At 67.8% G+C, this 15,001-nt stretch carries 14 protein-coding genes; 13 read left to right on the forward strand and 1 reads right to left on the reverse strand.

The window, feature by feature from the left end; translation table 11 throughout:
- Positions 1-1,047, forward strand: a complete 1,047-nt coding sequence (locus tag GOAMI_RS04385; RefSeq protein WP_006435186.1) for a helix-turn-helix domain-containing protein — start codon at positions 1-3, stop codon at positions 1,045-1,047.
- A gap of 19 nt (positions 1,048-1,066) precedes the next feature.
- Here GOAMI_RS04385 and GOAMI_RS04390 read toward each other — a convergent pair whose 3' ends face one another.
- The gene (locus GOAMI_RS04390) at positions 1,067-2,380 is read right to left on the reverse strand and encodes a UDP-N-acetylmuramoyl-tripeptide--D-alanyl-D-alanine ligase (protein ID WP_040004554.1); all 1,314 of its coding nucleotides are present in this window, start codon (positions 2,378-2,380) and stop codon (positions 1,067-1,069) included.
- A 251-nt stretch (positions 2,381-2,631) separates the two neighbouring features.
- Between GOAMI_RS04390 and GOAMI_RS04395 the strand changes: the two genes are divergently transcribed.
- The 12 genes from GOAMI_RS04395 (at position 2,632) to nuoK (ending at position 15,000) form a co-directional block, all read left to right on the forward strand.
- Complete coding sequence (locus GOAMI_RS04395; RefSeq protein WP_006435188.1) at positions 2,632-3,708, forward strand: D-alanine--D-alanine ligase family protein; 1,077 nt, start codon at positions 2,632-2,634, stop codon at positions 3,706-3,708.
- Between the two features lie 104 nt (positions 3,709-3,812).
- Positions 3,813-4,223 (forward strand): hypothetical protein, encoded by a 411-nt coding sequence (locus GOAMI_RS04400; RefSeq protein ID WP_006435189.1) that lies wholly within the window; start codon positions 3,813-3,815, stop codon positions 4,221-4,223.
- 159 nt (positions 4,224-4,382) lie between these two features.
- Positions 4,383-4,790 (forward strand): NADH-quinone oxidoreductase subunit A, encoded by a 408-nt coding sequence (locus tag GOAMI_RS04405; RefSeq protein ID WP_006435190.1) that lies wholly within the window; start codon positions 4,383-4,385, stop codon positions 4,788-4,790.
- Positions 4,791-4,830: 40 nt separating this feature from the next.
- The gene (locus GOAMI_RS04410; protein WP_006358935.1) at positions 4,831-5,385 is read left to right on the forward strand and encodes a NuoB/complex I 20 kDa subunit family protein; all 555 of its coding nucleotides are present in this window, start codon (positions 4,831-4,833) and stop codon (positions 5,383-5,385) included.
- The gene (locus GOAMI_RS04415) at positions 5,382-6,086 is read left to right on the forward strand and encodes an NADH-quinone oxidoreductase subunit C (RefSeq protein ID WP_006435191.1); all 705 of its coding nucleotides are present in this window, start codon (positions 5,382-5,384) and stop codon (positions 6,084-6,086) included. Before GOAMI_RS04410 ends, GOAMI_RS04415 begins: the two co-directional genes overlap by 4 nt.
- On the forward strand, positions 6,086-7,447 hold the full coding sequence (gene nuoD, locus GOAMI_RS04420; RefSeq protein WP_006435192.1) for an NADH dehydrogenase (quinone) subunit D: 1,362 nt from the start codon (positions 6,086-6,088) through the stop codon (positions 7,445-7,447). The genes GOAMI_RS04415 and nuoD overlap by 1 nt, the downstream gene beginning before the upstream one ends.
- Positions 7,444-9,564 (forward strand): NADH-quinone oxidoreductase subunit NuoF, encoded by a 2,121-nt coding sequence (gene nuoF / locus GOAMI_RS22480; protein WP_006435193.1) that lies wholly within the window; start codon positions 7,444-7,446, stop codon positions 9,562-9,564. The genes nuoD and nuoF overlap by 4 nt, the downstream gene beginning before the upstream one ends.
- Complete coding sequence (locus GOAMI_RS04430; protein WP_006435194.1) at positions 9,561-11,993, forward strand: NADH-quinone oxidoreductase subunit G; 2,433 nt, start codon at positions 9,561-9,563, stop codon at positions 11,991-11,993. Before nuoF ends, GOAMI_RS04430 begins: the two co-directional genes overlap by 4 nt.
- Positions 11,990-13,330: an NADH-quinone oxidoreductase subunit NuoH gene (gene nuoH, locus GOAMI_RS04435; protein WP_006435195.1), complete on the forward strand. Its 1,341-nt coding sequence runs from the start codon at positions 11,990-11,992 to the stop codon at positions 13,328-13,330. The genes GOAMI_RS04430 and nuoH overlap by 4 nt, the downstream gene beginning before the upstream one ends.
- The gene (nuoI, locus tag GOAMI_RS04440; RefSeq protein ID WP_006435196.1) at positions 13,323-13,892 is read left to right on the forward strand and encodes an NADH-quinone oxidoreductase subunit NuoI; all 570 of its coding nucleotides are present in this window, start codon (positions 13,323-13,325) and stop codon (positions 13,890-13,892) included. Before nuoH ends, nuoI begins: the two co-directional genes overlap by 8 nt.
- Positions 13,889-14,704 (forward strand): NADH-quinone oxidoreductase subunit J, encoded by an 816-nt coding sequence (locus GOAMI_RS04445; protein ID WP_006435197.1) that lies wholly within the window; start codon positions 13,889-13,891, stop codon positions 14,702-14,704. Before nuoI ends, GOAMI_RS04445 begins: the two co-directional genes overlap by 4 nt.
- Positions 14,701-15,000, forward strand: coding sequence for an NADH-quinone oxidoreductase subunit NuoK (gene nuoK / locus GOAMI_RS04450; RefSeq protein WP_005200546.1), 300 nt, complete (start codon positions 14,701-14,703; stop codon positions 14,998-15,000). Before GOAMI_RS04445 ends, nuoK begins: the two co-directional genes overlap by 4 nt.
- Position 15,001 lies beyond the last annotated feature (1 nt).

A 15,001-nucleotide genomic window follows, 5' to 3' on the forward strand; every position in this document is an offset into this window, starting at 1 on the left:
ATGACCGAGTTGTTCCGCGACAACGGCTCGCCTGCTCCACTGCCGCCGCAGATGATCGAAACGTGGGAGCGCCGAGTCGGCATCCACCGCAGCATCATCCAACCCGAACCGATCCGGCTCAGCGGCCCCGAGGGTATGCGCCACTACGGGCAGCACGTCGAGGTGCACACCGACGACCCCGACTCCTTCGACTCGCTGATGTACGTTCGTCAGCTGTCGATGATCGGCACATTCTGCAGCCTCCACACCCCGCTGCAGGTTTCTCGGAACCCGCGCCTCATCGACGAGCAGCCCTCCGAGGACCTCGTGATCGGGGTGCACACCCTGGAGGGCCGGCACATCATCCGGCAGGGGTCGCGCGACTTCGCGTACGGGCCTGGTCAACTGGCCTTCGTCAGCAACGCGTCGCCGTATCTCGAGCGGACCTTCGAGATCAATGACCCGGCCGGGCTGGTGATCCCGCTCGAACTCCTGGGGAACCAGCGCCGTATCGCCGAACGGGCACGCCGGCCGGTGGCCTCTCACACACTGTTGGCACGCGCCACCGCGTCGTTCATCCTGCAGTTCGCGTCGGACACCGCGGTCGGCGTCTCCGAGCCGGATCCGGACACCGAGATGGCCGCCATCGAACTGGTACGCGCTGCGCTCGGACAGCTCGACTACGACAATCGGCAGATCACCGACAACGCGCTCTTCGTGCGGGAAGCGGTCTCCGACCTCATCGAGCGTCATCACCGCGACCCGTCGTTCACGCCGAACACGATCGCCCGCTACCTGCACATCAGCCGTCGTCAGCTGTACCGGCACTACGAGGACACCGAGGACTCGCTGGCCGCGCGCATCGCCGACCGTAGGCTGAAGACCGCCTGCGAGCTCCTCCGAACACGTCCCGACTTGGCGGTTTCCGAGGTGGCGCGGATCTCCGGCTTCCCGTCGAGTCCCACTATGCGCAACCGCTTCCGAGCCGAACTCGGGCTCGGCCCGAGCGAGTATCGCGCCCGTGCCGCCGCCGAGAACGAGGCGTCGGGATCCTGGGACCACGTGTGAGCGACGGCTGAGGCGGCTCTCAGCGCAGCAGTGCTTGGGCCACCCGCTCCAGAGCGGCGACGCGACTCCCCTTGACCAGCACCGCATCTCCCCCGGCGAGGTCGCCGAGCGCGGCAACCGCCTCGTCGACGCCGGAGGTGTGGCGCGCGGTGTCGCCGTAGTTCGGTTCGTCGACCGCGATGACCTCGATGCCGAGCTCGCGTGCCTCCAGCGCGATCGCGAGGTGCTGCCCGGGCGAATCCGCACCGAGTTCGGCCATCGTGCCGAGGACCGCGACGCGTCGTCCCGCCGGTAGCGCGGCGAGCGACTTCAGCGCCGCCGACATCGACGTCGGGTTCGCGTTGTAGGCGTCGTTCAGCACCGTCGCGCCGTCCGAGGTCCTGGCGAGTTCCATTCGCAGACCGGACAATCCAGCTGCCGACAGACCACTCGCGATGTCCTCGATCGCCACTCCGAGGCCGCCCCCGGCGGTGGCCGCCGCGAGCGCATTGGGAACCTGGTGCTCACCCCGCGCCCCCAGTCGCACGTCGGTGGAACCCCACGGCGTGTGCAGACGGAAGGATGCCCGCAGCTCCTCGTCGACGACGATGTCCGAGGCGTATACGTCGGCATCGGACGACAGGCCGTACCGCAACACCCGGGCCGAGGTGCGGTCCGCCATCGCCGCCACATAACGGTGGTCGGCGTTCAGAACGGCGATCCCGTCGGCCGGAAGGGACTCGACCAGCTCGCCCTTCGCGCGGGCCACCGACTCGATGTCCCCGAAGAGTTCCAGATGCACGCCTTCCACGCGGGTGATGACGCCGACGGTCGGCCTCGCGATGGAGCACAGCAGGTCGATGTGGCCGATCCCGCGGGCACCCATCTCGAGGACGACGGCCTCGACGTCGTCGGCGGCGCCGACGAGCGTCAGCGGGAGTCCCAGCTCGTTGTTGAAGGATCTCTCACTCGCCGCGGTCCGATAGGTGGTCTGCAGCACGCCGGCGAGGAGGTCCTTGGTCGAGGTCTTGCCGACCGACCCGGTGATCCCGACGACGCGGTCGGGAATGCGGCGGCGGACCGCGCGACCGAGGTCGGCGAGCGCGAGCGCGGTGTCCGGGACCCTGATGGCGGTGCCGCGGGTGGCCTCGTCCTGCGAGGTGAAGTAGGCCGCCGCGCCGCTTTCGAGGGCCGCCGGGATGAAGTCGTGGCCGTCGCGTTCGGCGACGATCGGCACGAACAGCTGCCCCGGCCGGACGCTGCGCGAGTCGATGCTCGCCCCGTCGATCTGCACGTCGGCACCGATCAACTCGCCACCGACCGAAGCCGCGATCTCACTCGCCAAGAAATGCACGACCTCACGCTAGCCGACGGGCGGTGTCCGATTCCCCGAGCCGCCTCGGTGCTGACCTCGACACGCGGCGTCCTCGCTGCGCTCGGTCGTCGCGGCTCGGCCGGCAGAGGGGTTGAGCCGGCGACGAGCGGAGCAGGCGCGTACCTCCGCCGGTTGAGCCGGCACCGAGCGGAGCGAGGAGCCGTGTCGAAATCCACAACCGGCCACTCCACCCCGAGAACTCGGTGGCCCGGGGCCGTATCGTGACATGCATGTCTTCGCGGCTCCTGCGTCTGGTCGTCCTCTACGGCGGGGTCTCCGCCGAACACGATGTGTCACGGGTCACGGCCGCGCACGTGCTCGCCGCCGCCGACCGGGCGAAATACGACCTGGTCCCCATCGGCATCGCCAAGGACGGCACCTGGCTGCGGAACGACAAGGCGATCGCCGCGATCGCCGACGGCACCGAGCTCCCCGACGTCCTGGAGGTGGCGGGCACCGTCGTCGAGCCGCTGGCCGAACTCCGCGGCCACGCCGACGAGGCGATCACCGTCGTGCTGCCGCTGCTGCATGGTCCGCACGGCGAGGACGGCACCATCCAGGGGATGCTCGAGCTGTTCAAGCTGCCGTACGTCGGCGCCGGGGTGCTCTCGTCTGCGCTGTGCATGGACAAGGCGATGGCGAAGATCGTCGCTGCGCAGGCCGGCATCCCGCAGTGCCGCTGGGTCGAGTTCCGCGACGGCGTCGACGACCCGGACACCATCGTCTCGCGGGCCGTCGACGAGCTCGGACTCCCGGTGTTCGTGAAGCCTGCGAACCTCGGGTCGTCGGTCGGCATCACCAAGGCGCACGACGAGCGCGAGTTGGACTCCGCCATCAACCTGGCCCTTCGCTACGACGACGTGGTGATCATCGAGGAGAACATCACCGGTCGCGAGATCGAGGTCGCCGTCCTCGGCGACACGGCCCCCGAGACCTCGGTGCCCGGTGAGATCGAACCCGGCAGCGAGTTCTACGACTACGAGGACAAGTACGTCACCGGCGCCGCCCGGCTCGTCATCCCCGCGGTACTGCCGGACGACGCGATCGCCGAGGTCAGGGAGCTCGCCGCCCGGACGTTCACGGCGATGCGATGCACCGGCATGGCGCGGGTGGACTTCTTCTACGAGGCAGCCGGGCGAGGGTGGCTGCTCAACGAGGTCAACACCATCCCGGGGTTCACGCCCGGCTCGATGTACCCGAAGCTGTGGGAGGCCACCGGAGTGTCCTACCCCGACCTCATCGACCAGCTCGTCACCTTCGCGCTCGAGGTCCACCGGCGGCGCGTCGGGTTCTCGACCGAACACTGAGCTGCCCCTCCGGCCGTTCCGGACCCCCGCCCGCACGGCACCGACGGCCGACGCGCGGGCCAAGTCACCCGAACCCGGCGTCGAACGGCGGTAGCATCGCACGCGTGACCCCCACCCAGGCTGCCCGGTCGCTGCGCGTGCTGGTCTATTCCGACGATTGCGAGACCCGGGCCCAGGTCATCGGTGCACTCGGCACCCGGCCGTCCCAGAGCATCCCCGAACTCAGCTTCATCGAAGTCGCCACGGCTCCAATGGTGTTCGCCCAGCTCGACGCCGGCGTGGTCGACGCGGTGATCGCCGACGGCGAGGCTTCCCCGGCAGGCGGGATGGGGATCGCCAAGCAGATGAAGGACGAACTCGACCCGAGCCCTCCCGTCCTGGTGCTGCTCGGCCGCGCCGACGACCGCTGGCTCGCCGAATGGTCGCGGGCCGATGCCGTCGCGCCACTTCCGGTCGACCCTCTGGGGCTTCCACAGGCCTTCGTCCAGATGGTCGAGAAACGCCGAAACGTCTGAAACAGGTGACTCCCGCGGGACGAACACCTAGGCTTGTGGTGTAGCTCACAACCGCGTCCGGAGGTTCCGACCGAACCCCTGACACGGGCAGGACAATCGCCGAGCCGGAGCCGCCCACCAGGTGTTTCCGGCCGACCGGAGCGAGGAGGAGTCCACGCTTTGAACGCCTACGTCCCGATCATGATCCTCGGGGCAATCGGCGTGGCGTTTGCCGTTTTCAGCGTCTTCATCGGCGTCGCGATCGGTCCGAAACGGTACAACCGCGCCAAACTCGAGGCGTACGAGTGCGGCATCGAACCGGTGGGACAGAGTCTCTTGACTCCCGCCTCCCGTCGCGGAGGCGCCGGCCCCACCTTCACCGGCCCGATCCAGCGAGTGCCGGTCAAGTACTACCTCACCGCGATGCTGTTCATCATCTTCGACATCGAGATCGTCTTCCTCTACCCCTGGGCCGTCGCCTTCGACTCCTTCGGCTGGTTCGGCCTCGCGGCCATGCTCTTGTTCATCGTCAACGTCTCGGTCGCCTACGCCTATGAATGGCGCCGCGGCGGACTGAGCTGGGACTGAGGACTTTTCACCCGGTCAAGCGTCTGCAAGGAGGTCAGTCATGGGACTCGAGGAACGACTCCCCAGCGGTTTCCTGCTGAGCACCGTCGAGGATCTCGCCGGCTTCATGCGCAAGGGGTCGCTGTGGCCGGCCACCTTCGGGCTCGCCTGCTGCGCAATCGAGATGATGTCCACCACGTCGGGCCGGTACGACCTCGCACGGTTCGGCATGGAGGCCTTCCGCGCATCGCCGCGGCAGGCGGACCTGATGATCGTCGCCGGTCGCGTGAGTCAGAAGATGGCGCCGGTCCTCCGGCAGATCTACGACCAGATGGTCGAACCGAAATGGGTTCTGGCGATGGGGGTCTGTGCATCGTCCGGCGGGATGTTCAACAACTACGCGATCGTCCAGGGTGTCGACCACGTCGTACCCGTGGACATCTACCTCCCCGGTTGTCCGCCCCGTCCCGAGATGCTGCTGAACGCAATCCTCAAGCTGCACGAGAAGATCCAGGAGATGCCGCTCGGGGTGAACCGCGAGGAGGCCATCTGGGCCGCGGAACGTGCTGCGTTGCAGTCGACTCCGACCATCGAGATGAAGGGGTTGCTGCGATGACCGAACTCGGCATGCCCGACCCCCATCCCCGAGACCTCAAGCCACCCGACCCCGAGGTCATCGGCGTCCGCCATGGACTGTTCGGCGCACCCGGCACGGGCGACACCTCCGGATACGGAGGACTGATCGATCCGATCACCCTGCCGCCCAGTTCGACTCGCCCCTACGGCAGCTACTTCGACGAGATCGCCGACGTCCTGGCAGCCGAACTCGGCGACACCTACGACGCCGCCGTCGAGAAGGTGGTCGTCTTCCGCGACGAGATGACCGTCCACGTCGCGCGGGAACATCTGCCCTCGGTCGCACTCACCCTCCGCAACGCACCCGGGCTGCGGTTCGAGCTGTGCCTGGGGGTCAACGGAGTCCACTACCCCGGTGACACCGACCGTGAACTGCACGCCGTCTATCCCCTGGCCTCGCTGACCCACAACCGCCGCGTGCGTCTCGAGGTGTCGGCGCCCGACGCCGATCCACACATCCCGAGCCTCTGCGACATCTACCCCACCAACGACTGGCACGAACGCGAGACCTACGACTTCTTCGGCATCGTCTTCGACGGCCACCGATCGCTGACGCGCATCGAGATGCCCGATGACTGGGAGGGACATCCACAGCGCAAGGACTACCCGCTCGGCGGAGTACCCATCGAGTACAAGGGAACCCGCGTCGACCCACCAGACCGGAGGAGGTCGTACAGCTGATGCCCGACACAGCCACCGGATCGTCGAAACCCCGATCCTCCTCCGCACGCGGGGAGACACCGCCGCGCACCTACACCGTCTCGGGGCAGGACTGGGATTCCATCGTCTCCGACGTCCGCACCCGCGCCGAACAGCAACCCGGCGACGAACGCATCGTCGTCAACATGGGACCCCAGCACCCGTCGACGCACGGCGTCCTGCGCCTCATCCTGGAGATCGAGGGCGAGACGGTCACCGAGGCACGCTGCGGAATCGGGTACCTGCACACCGGGATCGAGAAGAATCTCGAGTACCGGAACTGGATGCAGGGCGTCACGTTCGTCACCCGGATGGACTACTTGTCGCCGTTCTTCAACGAGACCGCATACTGCCTCGGCGTCGAGAAGCTCCTCGGGATCACCGACGACATCCCGGAGCGTGCCACCGTCATCCGCGTCATGCTGATGGAATTGAACCGAATCAGCAGCCACCTCGTGGCACTGGCGACCGGGGGTATGGAACTCGGCGCCGTCACCGCCATGTTCCTCGGGTTCCGGGAGCGCGAACTGATCCTAGACCTCTTCGAACTCATCACCGGTCTGCGCATGAACCATGCCTACATCCGCCCCGGCGGGGTGGCCCAGGACCTGCCGCATGATGGACCCGAACAGGTCGCCAAGGTCCTCGCAGAACTTCCGGGACGCCTGGACGAGCTCGGAGATCTGCTGAACGACAACTACATCTGGAAGGCACGGACGCAGAACGTCGGATACCTGGATCTGACCGGCTGCATGGCGCTCGGCATCACCGGACCGGTCTTGCGGTCGACCGGCTATCCACACGATCTGCGAAGGTCGCAGCCGTACTGCGGCTACGAGACCTACGACTTCGACGTCATCACCGCCGACACGTGTGACTCGTACGGACGCTATCTCATCCGCGTCAAGGAGATGCGCGAGTCGATCCGCATCGTCGAGCAGTGTCTCGAGCGGCTCCGTCCCGGCCCGGTGATGGTCGCCGACCGGAAGTTGGCCTGGCCGGCGGATCTCGCGCTCGGCCCCGACGGTCTCGGCAACTCACCCGAGCACATCGCCCGGATCATGGGTACCTCGATGGAGGCGCTGATCCATCACTTCAAGTTGGTCACCGAGGGTATGCGGGTGCCGGCCGGGCAGTGCTACATCGCGGTCGAGTCCCCCCGCGGTGAACTCGGTGTCCACCTGGTCAGCGATGGCGGCACCCGACCCTATCGCGTCCACTTCCGCGATCCGTCGTTCACGAATCTGCAAGCGGTGGCGGCGATGTGCGAAGGCGGCATGGTCGCCGACGTGATCACCGCGGTGGCCAGTATCGACCCGGTGATGGGAGGCGTGGACCGATGACCGATCCCGTATTCGTGGACCTGTCCACCTCCCCGCCGACCGAGGACGCCGCGCCCGCACAGTGCACCCCGGCGACGACCATCACCTTCGGTGGCCCGTCGGCATACCCGACCGAGGTCGCCGAACGCCTCGCCGAGCAGGCGGCGCCGATCATCGCGCGCTACCCGCAGGCGAGGTCAGCGCTTCTCCCCCTGCTCCACCTGGTGCAGTCCGAGGACGGTCACATCACCCGGGCGGGCATCGAATTCTGTGCGGGTCAGCTCGATCTGACTGCGGCACAAGTCGCCTCGGTCGCGACCTTCTACTCGATGTACCGCCGTTCGCCGACCGGCGAATACCTCGTCGGCGTGTGCACCAACACGTTGTGCGCCACCCTCGGCGGCGACGAGATCCTCCGCGCGGTCTGCGACCACCTCGGTGTCCAGCCCGGGGACACCACCTCGGACGCCCGCATCACGGTCGAACACGTCGAATGCAACGCCGCCTGCGACTTCGCGCCCGTGGTGATGGTGAACTGGGAGTTCTTCGACAACCAGACACCGGAGTCGACGATCGAACTCGTCGAGGACCTCCGTGCCGGTGTCGGCGTCGAACCCGCCCGCGGCACCGGGAGGGTGCGCTCGTTCCGCCAGACCGAACTCGAGCTCGCCGGCGCCGGGCCCGCAACGCCACCCCCGCCGGTTGAGCCGGCACCGAGCGCAACGAAGCCACCCCCGCCGGTTGAGCCGGCACCGAGCGCAGCGAGGAGCCGCGTCGAAACCCCCGAACCACCCGAACCCGATCCGCCGGAAACCCCGGTCCTGTCCCGCCACTGGGACGAGCCCGAGTCCTGGTCCCTGGCGAATCATCTGCGCCACAACGGCTACCGCGGCCTGCGTACCGCGCTCGACACCCCGCCCGCCGACGTCATCGAGATGGTCAAGGCCTCCGGCCTCCGGGGACGCGGGGGTGCCGGATTCCCGGTCGGGATGAAGTGGTCGTTCATCCCCCAAGAAGAATCTCCCGACGCCGAACCGTCGATTCCGCACTACCTCGTGGTCAACGCCGACGAATCCGAACCCGGCACCTGCAAGGACATGCCGCTCATGCTCGCGACGCCGCACACCCTGATCGAGGGGGTGATCATCGCGGCGTATGCCATCCGCGCGCATCATGCGTTCATCTACGTCCGCGGGGAGGTCGCCTCGGTTCTGCGGCGGCTTCGCACCGCGGTCGACGAGGCATACGCCGCCGGCTATCTCGGCACCGACATCCTGGGATCGGGCTTCGACCTGGAGCTCGTCGTGCACGCCGGCGCCGGCGCCTACATCTGCGGTGAGGAGACGGCTCTCCTCGACTCGCTCGAAGGCCGTCGCGGCCAACCACGCCTGCGCCCGCCGTTCCCGGCGGTCGCCGGTCTGTACGCCAGTCCGACCGTGGTCAACAACGTGGAATCCATTGCGAGCGTGCCGTCCATCATGCGTAACGGCGTCGACTGGTTCCGCTCGATGGGTACCGAGAAGTCCCCCGGTTTCACCCTGTACTCGCTGTCCGGCCATGTCACGCATCCGGGCCAGTACGAGGCACCGCTCGGTATCACCCTGCGGCAGCTCCTCGAACGCGCCGGCGGCGTACGCGCCGGACACGAACTCAAGTTCTGGACCCCGGGCGGGTCGTCGACGCCGCTCCTCACGCCGGAGCACCTCGACGTCCCCCTCGACTACGAGGGAGTCGGTGCCGCGGGCTCCATGCTGGGCACCAAGGCTCTTCAGATCTTCGACGAGACGACATGTGTCGTCGGCGCGGTCCTGCGCTGGACCGAGTTCTACGCGCACGAGTCGTGCGGAAAGTGCACACCGTGCCGCGAGGGCACGTACTGGCTGGTGCAACTACTTCACCGGCTCGAGCACGAGGGCGGCACCACCGCCGATCTCGACACCCTCGCCGACGTCACCAACAGCGTCGTCGGAAAGTCGTTCTGCGCGCTCGGCGACGGCGCGGGCAGCCCGATCGTGTCCTCGCTGAAGTACTTCCGTGAGGAGTACCTCGCTCATCTCGACCACGGTTGTCCATTCGACCACTCGCTGTCGACCGTCTTCGACTCGCCGGGTGGCAACCCGACGGGAGGTGTCCGATGACCCTCACACACGGTAGCGATCCGACGACCGGGGCAGACCTCGTCGGGATCACCATCGACGGGCACGAGGTCCGGGTTCCGAAGGGCACCTTGCTGATCCGCGCCGCCGAACAGATCGGCATCACCATCCCCCGCTTCTGCGACCACCCGCTGCTCGACCCGGTCGGCGCCTGCCGCCAGTGCCTCGTCGAGGTCGAGGGTCAGCGAAAGCCGCTGGCGTCGTGCACGACAACGGCCACCGACGGGATGGTCGTCCGGACGCAGCTCAGTTCCCAGATCGCCGCCGATGCCCAGCGGGGCGTGATGGAACTGCTGCTGATCAACCATCCGCTCGACTGCCCGGTGTGCGACAAGGGCGGCGAGTGCCCACTGCAGAACCAGGCCATGTCGGCCGGCCGCAGCGAGTCCCGGTTCGACGGCGTCAAGCGCACGTTCACCAAGCCGGTCCCGCTGTCGTCCGAGGTCCTGCTCGACCGCGAACGATGTGTGCTGTGCGCCCGGTGCACGCGGTTCTCGACACAGATCGCGGGCGACCCGCTCATCGAGCTGTCGGATCGCGGTGCGCTGCAACAGGTCAGCATCTACGAGGACCAACCGTTCGACTCGTACTTCTCCGGCAACACCGTGCAGATCTGCCCGGTCGGCGCGCTGACCGGTGCGCAGTACCGGTTCCGTGCAAGGCCTTTCGACCTGGTCTCGACACCGAGCGTCTGCGAGCACTGTGCGAGCGGATGCGCCCAGCGCACCGATCACCGGCGCGGCCAGGTGCTCCGCCGCCTCGCCGGCGACGACCCCGAGGTCAATTCCGAGTGGAACTGCGACAAGGGGCGATGGGCGTTCGCGTATGCGACCGCGGCCGACCGTCTGACCTCTCCCCTGATCCGCGACCGGCACGGCGAACTTCGGGAGGCGTCGTGGGCCGACGCGATCCGTGTTGCTGCGGAGGGGCTCTCGGCGACCATCGGAAACGTGGGTGTCCTGACCGGCGGACGTCTCACCGTCGAGGACGCCTACGCCTACTCACGTTTCGCCCGCACGGTCCTGAAGTCCGACGACATCGACTTCCGTGCACGCGTCCACAGCACCGAGGAGGCGTCCTTCCTCGCGAGCCAGGTCGCGGGGCGCGGGCTCGAGACCACCTACGACGACCTGTCCGCCGCCCCGGCGGTACTCCTCGTCGGTGTCGAACCCGAGGAGGAATCCCCGATCGTCTTCCTCCGGCTGCGCCGGGCGGTGCGGACCGACCGGCTGCGGGTGGCCACCGTGGCGCCGTACGCGAGCCGCGGAGCACAGAAGCTCGACGCGCGACTGTTCGCTACGAAGCCCGGTGCCGAGGCGGAGATCCTCACCTCGGCCGAGGTCGCCGACCATCTCCGCGAGCCCGGATCGGTGATCGTCGCCGGTGAGCGGCTCGCCGCCGCTCCGGGTGGGTTGCGGGCGGCTGCCGATCTCGCGGACCGCACCGGCGCCCGCATCGCCTGGATTCCCCGACGGGCCGGCGAACGCGGTGCACTCGAGGTCGGCGCCATGGCCGGGCTGCTGCCGGGCGGTCGACCGATCACGGACCGCAGTGCACGCGAATCGGTGTCGGCTGTCTGGGGGCCCGGCATCCCGACGCGACCCGGTCGGGACACCACCGGCATCCTCGACGCGGCCCGGTATCACGGACTGTCACTGGTCGTGGCCGGTGTCGACCTCGAGGATCTCCCCGACCCGGCGGCCGCGAACGAAGCCCTCACCGCCGCACCGTTCGTCGTGAGTCTCGAACAGCGACTTTCGACGGTGACGCCGCACGCCGATGTGGTGTTCCCGGTCGCGGCGGTGGCCGAGAAGGAAGGTACCTTCGTCGACTGGGAAGACAGGCCGCGCAGCTTCACCGCCGCGCTCACCGAGTCGGGGCACATCCCCGACCACCGGGTCCTGGACGCCCTGGCCCGGCGTCTCGGCGTCGAACTGCGCTGCGACGGGCCTCAGACCATCCACCTGGACCTGCGCCGGATCGGGGCGTGGTCGGGTGACCGCTCGCCCGTCGTCGCTCATGAACGTCCGCTGCGCGCACCCGAATCCGGTCAGGCCGTGCTGGCGACCTGGCACATGCTGCTCGATCTCGGTCGTCTGCAGGACGGTGAACCGCACCTCGCCGGGACCGCGCGTCGACCGGTCGCGCGCATGTCGGCGAGGACCGCCGCCGAAGCCGGTGTCGCGGTCGGCGGGCGGGTCCGGGTCAGCACCGCCGACGGGGAGATCGCGCTGCCCGTCGAATACGCCGACATGCCCGACCGGGTGGTCTGGGTCCCGCTCAACTCGCCCGGATCGCGTGTCCATGCGGACCTGCGGGCACAGGCGGGCGATCTCGTCGCCTTGTCGCCTGCCTCGGCGGCCGACGTCGCCGGAGGCGTCCCGATGAACACAGCCGGAGGCGTCCGATGAACACGCTCACGCTCGCCATCGACTACCCCGACCTCACCGATTTCGGCCACGACCCCATCTGGCTCATCGTCGTCAAGGCCGTCGCCGTGTTCGCCTTCCTGGTCGTCAACCCGCTGGTCGCGATCCTGCTCGAACGCAAGATCATGGCGCGCATGCAAACCCGGATCGGACCCAACCGCGTCGGACCCCGCGGGATTCTCCAGAGCCTGGCCGACGGCGTGAAACTCGCGCTGAAGGAGGGCATCATCCCGACCGGCGTGGACAAGGTGATCTACCTCCTCGCACCGATCATCGCGGTCGTACCGGCGGTCATGGCGTTCGCGGTGATCCCGTTCGGACCGATGGTCTCGGTGTTCGGCCACGAAACCCCCTTGCAGCTCACCGATCTGCCCGTCGGGGTGCTCTATGTCCTCGCCGTCACATCGGTCGGCGTCTACGGCATCGTGCTAGCCGGCTGGTCGTCGGGCTCCACCTATCCACTGCTCGGCGGGCTGCGGTCCACCGCCCAGGTGATCTCCTACGAGATCGCGATGGGACTCACGTTCGCGGCGGTGTTCCTCGACGCCGGGACGATGTCGACGTCCGGGATCGTCGCGGCGCAGGAACACCACTGGTACTTCCTGCTGCTGCTCCCGTCCTTCGTGATCTACGCGATCTCGATGGTCGGCGAGACCAACCGCGCCCCGTTCGACCTGCCCGAGGCCGAGGGCGAGCTGGTGGGCGGCTTCCACACCGAGTACTCGTCGCTGAAGTTCGCCATGTTCATGCTTGCCGAGTACATCAACATGGTGACGGTCTCGGCCCTCGCCACCACGATGTTCCTGGGCGGCTGGCAGGCCCCGTGGCCGCTGAGTGCCTTCGACTGGGCGAACTCCGGATGGTGGCCCGTCCTCTGGTTCACCATCAAGGTCTGGGCGTTCCTGTTCGTGTTCATCTGGCTCCGAACCAGCCTGCCGCGGTTGCGGTACGACCAGTTCATGAACCTGGGCTGGAAGGTGCTCATCCCGATCTCGCTCGCCTGGGTGATGGTCGTGGCGATCATCCGCGCCTTCGTCGGCGGCGACAACGCCGAACTCATCCGGGCCCTCATCTCGGCGGGCGCCGGTCTCGTGGTGACCGGCCTCATCGCCTATGCGATCTGGCGGATGATGCGGGTACCGGAGGTGCCGGAGACGGCCGCCGAACCCGAACGTCCGGCAGCATTCGACGCCATGGCCGGCGGGTTCCCGATCCCGCCGATGCCCGCACCGGACTCGAGATCGCAGCCGGTCCGCACCGATCCCGATCTGCCCCTTCCCGCCGATCAGACGCCGAGCAGGGAGACCACCGATGCCTGATTTCCTCAAGCCCGTCAGTGGATTACGCGTCACCTTCGGTGGCATGTTCCAGCCGAGCATCACCGAACAGTATCCCGAGGAGAAACGACCGACCGCACCTCGCTATCACGGTCGGCACCAACTCAATCGGCACCCCGACGGACTGGAGAAGTGCATCGGGTGTGAGTTGTGCGCCTGGGCGTGTCCGGCCGACGCCATCTATGTCGAGGGGGCCGACAACACACCAGACGAGCGGTATTCGCCCGGTGAGCGATACGGGCGGGTCTACCAGATCAACTATCTGCGGTGTATCGGCTGCGGACTCTGCATCGAGGCGTGTCCGACGCGTGCGCTCACGATGACCAACGACTACGAACTCGCCGACGACAACCGCGCCGACCTCATCTACGAGAAGGACCGGCTGCTGGCGCCGCTGCAACCGGGCGTCGAACCGCCGCCGCACGCCATGGCACCGGGATCGACCGAGGAGAACTACTACCGGGGTGAGATCACCTCCGACGGCCGGCTGACCCCGTTGCCGACTCCGACTGTGCGCGAGGGTGCACGGGAGCCGCGGCCATGACGCCCGGATCGATGACGACGCTTCTCGCCGACGAACTGGTCCGCACCTCGACCGCGGAGGCCGTGCAGTTCTGGGTACTCGGCGTCGTCGCGGTGGTCGGCGCACTGGGTGTCGTGTTCGCCACCAAGGCCGTGTATTCGGCGATCTTCCTGGCCACCACGATGATCGTTCTCGCGGTCTTCTACGTGGCCCAGGGCGCACTGTTGCTCGGGGTCGTGCAGGTGGTCGTCTACACCGGCGCGGTGATGATGCTGTTCCTGTTCGTGCTCATGCTCATCGGCGTCGATTCATCGGACTCACTCAAAGAGACCCTGCGAGGGCAGCGCGTGGCCGCGTCCCTCGTCGGACTCGGCTTCGGTGTGCTCCTGATCGCGGGGATCGGCAACGCAACCATCGCGGTCACCACCGGCGCGACCGCGCCCGGCGCACTTGATACTGACAGCAACTACGGCATCGAGGCGATCGCCGAACTGATCTTCGTCCGTTATCTGTGGGCCTTCGAACTGACCGGCGCCCTGCTCATCGCCGCCACCCTCGGCGCGATGGTCTTGGCCCACCGGGAGCGGTTCGGTCCGCGCCTGACCCAGAAAGAGCTGTCGCAGGCCCGGTTCCGTAGCGGCGTCAACCTCACGCCCCTGCCGAGTCCCGGTGTCTACGCCCGCCACAACGCGGTCGACGTCCCGGCGCGACTCCCCGACGGGAGTCCCTCCGACCTCTCGGTGAACGCCATCCTGGCCGCACGCACGTTGCGGCAGAAGAACTCGAAGGGTCCGAAGAATCCCGAGGGCCAGAATCCCCGGGGGCGCGCATGAACCCGGAGAACTACCTCTACCTCTCGGCACTGCTGTTCACCATCGGCGCTGCCGGGGTCCTGCTGCGACGCAACGCGATCGTCGTGTTCATGTGCATCGAGCTGATGCTCAACGCCGCCAATCTCGCCTTCGTCACGTTCGCTCGGATGAACCAGTCCTTCGACGGGCAGGTGATCGCCTTCTTCACGATGGTGGTCGCCGCAGCCGAGGTGGTCGTCGGGCTCGCCATCATCATGACCATCTTCCGATCGCGCCGCTCGGCGTCGGTCGACGACGCGGATCTGCTCAAGCGGTAGA

It is taken from the genome of Gordonia amicalis NBRC 100051 = JCM 11271 (genome assembly GCF_000332995.1).
GTDB classification, from domain to species: Bacteria; Actinomycetota; Actinomycetes; order Mycobacteriales; family Mycobacteriaceae; genus Gordonia; species Gordonia amicalis.

Excerpts from the sequence above, each read along its gene's own strand:
- GOAMI_RS04385 (WP_006435186.1), top strand. The coding sequence starts at position 1 with ATGACCGAGTTGTTCCGCGACAACGGCTCGCCTGCTCCACTGCCGCCG.
- GOAMI_RS04395 (WP_006435188.1), top strand. The coding sequence starts at position 2,632 with ATGTCTTCGCGGCTCCTGCGTCTGGTCGTCCTCTACGGCGGGGTCTCC.
- GOAMI_RS04410 (WP_006358935.1), top strand. The coding sequence starts at position 4,831 with ATGGGACTCGAGGAACGACTCCCCAGCGGTTTCCTGCTGAGCACCGTC.
- GOAMI_RS04415 (WP_006435191.1), top strand. The coding sequence starts at position 5,382 with ATGACCGAACTCGGCATGCCCGACCCCCATCCCCGAGACCTCAAGCCA.
- nuoD (WP_006435192.1), top strand. The coding sequence starts at position 6,086 with ATGCCCGACACAGCCACCGGATCGTCGAAACCCCGATCCTCCTCCGCA.
- nuoF (WP_006435193.1), top strand. The coding sequence starts at position 7,444 with ATGACCGATCCCGTATTCGTGGACCTGTCCACCTCCCCGCCGACCGAG.
- GOAMI_RS04430 (WP_006435194.1), top strand. The coding sequence starts at position 9,561 with ATGACCCTCACACACGGTAGCGATCCGACGACCGGGGCAGACCTCGTC.
- nuoH (WP_006435195.1), top strand. The coding sequence starts at position 11,990 with ATGAACACGCTCACGCTCGCCATCGACTACCCCGACCTCACCGATTTC.
- nuoI (WP_006435196.1), top strand. The coding sequence starts at position 13,323 with ATGCCTGATTTCCTCAAGCCCGTCAGTGGATTACGCGTCACCTTCGGT.
- GOAMI_RS04445 (WP_006435197.1), top strand. The coding sequence starts at position 13,889 with ATGACGCCCGGATCGATGACGACGCTTCTCGCCGACGAACTGGTCCGC.
- nuoK (WP_005200546.1), top strand. The coding sequence starts at position 14,701 with ATGAACCCGGAGAACTACCTCTACCTCTCGGCACTGCTGTTCACCATC.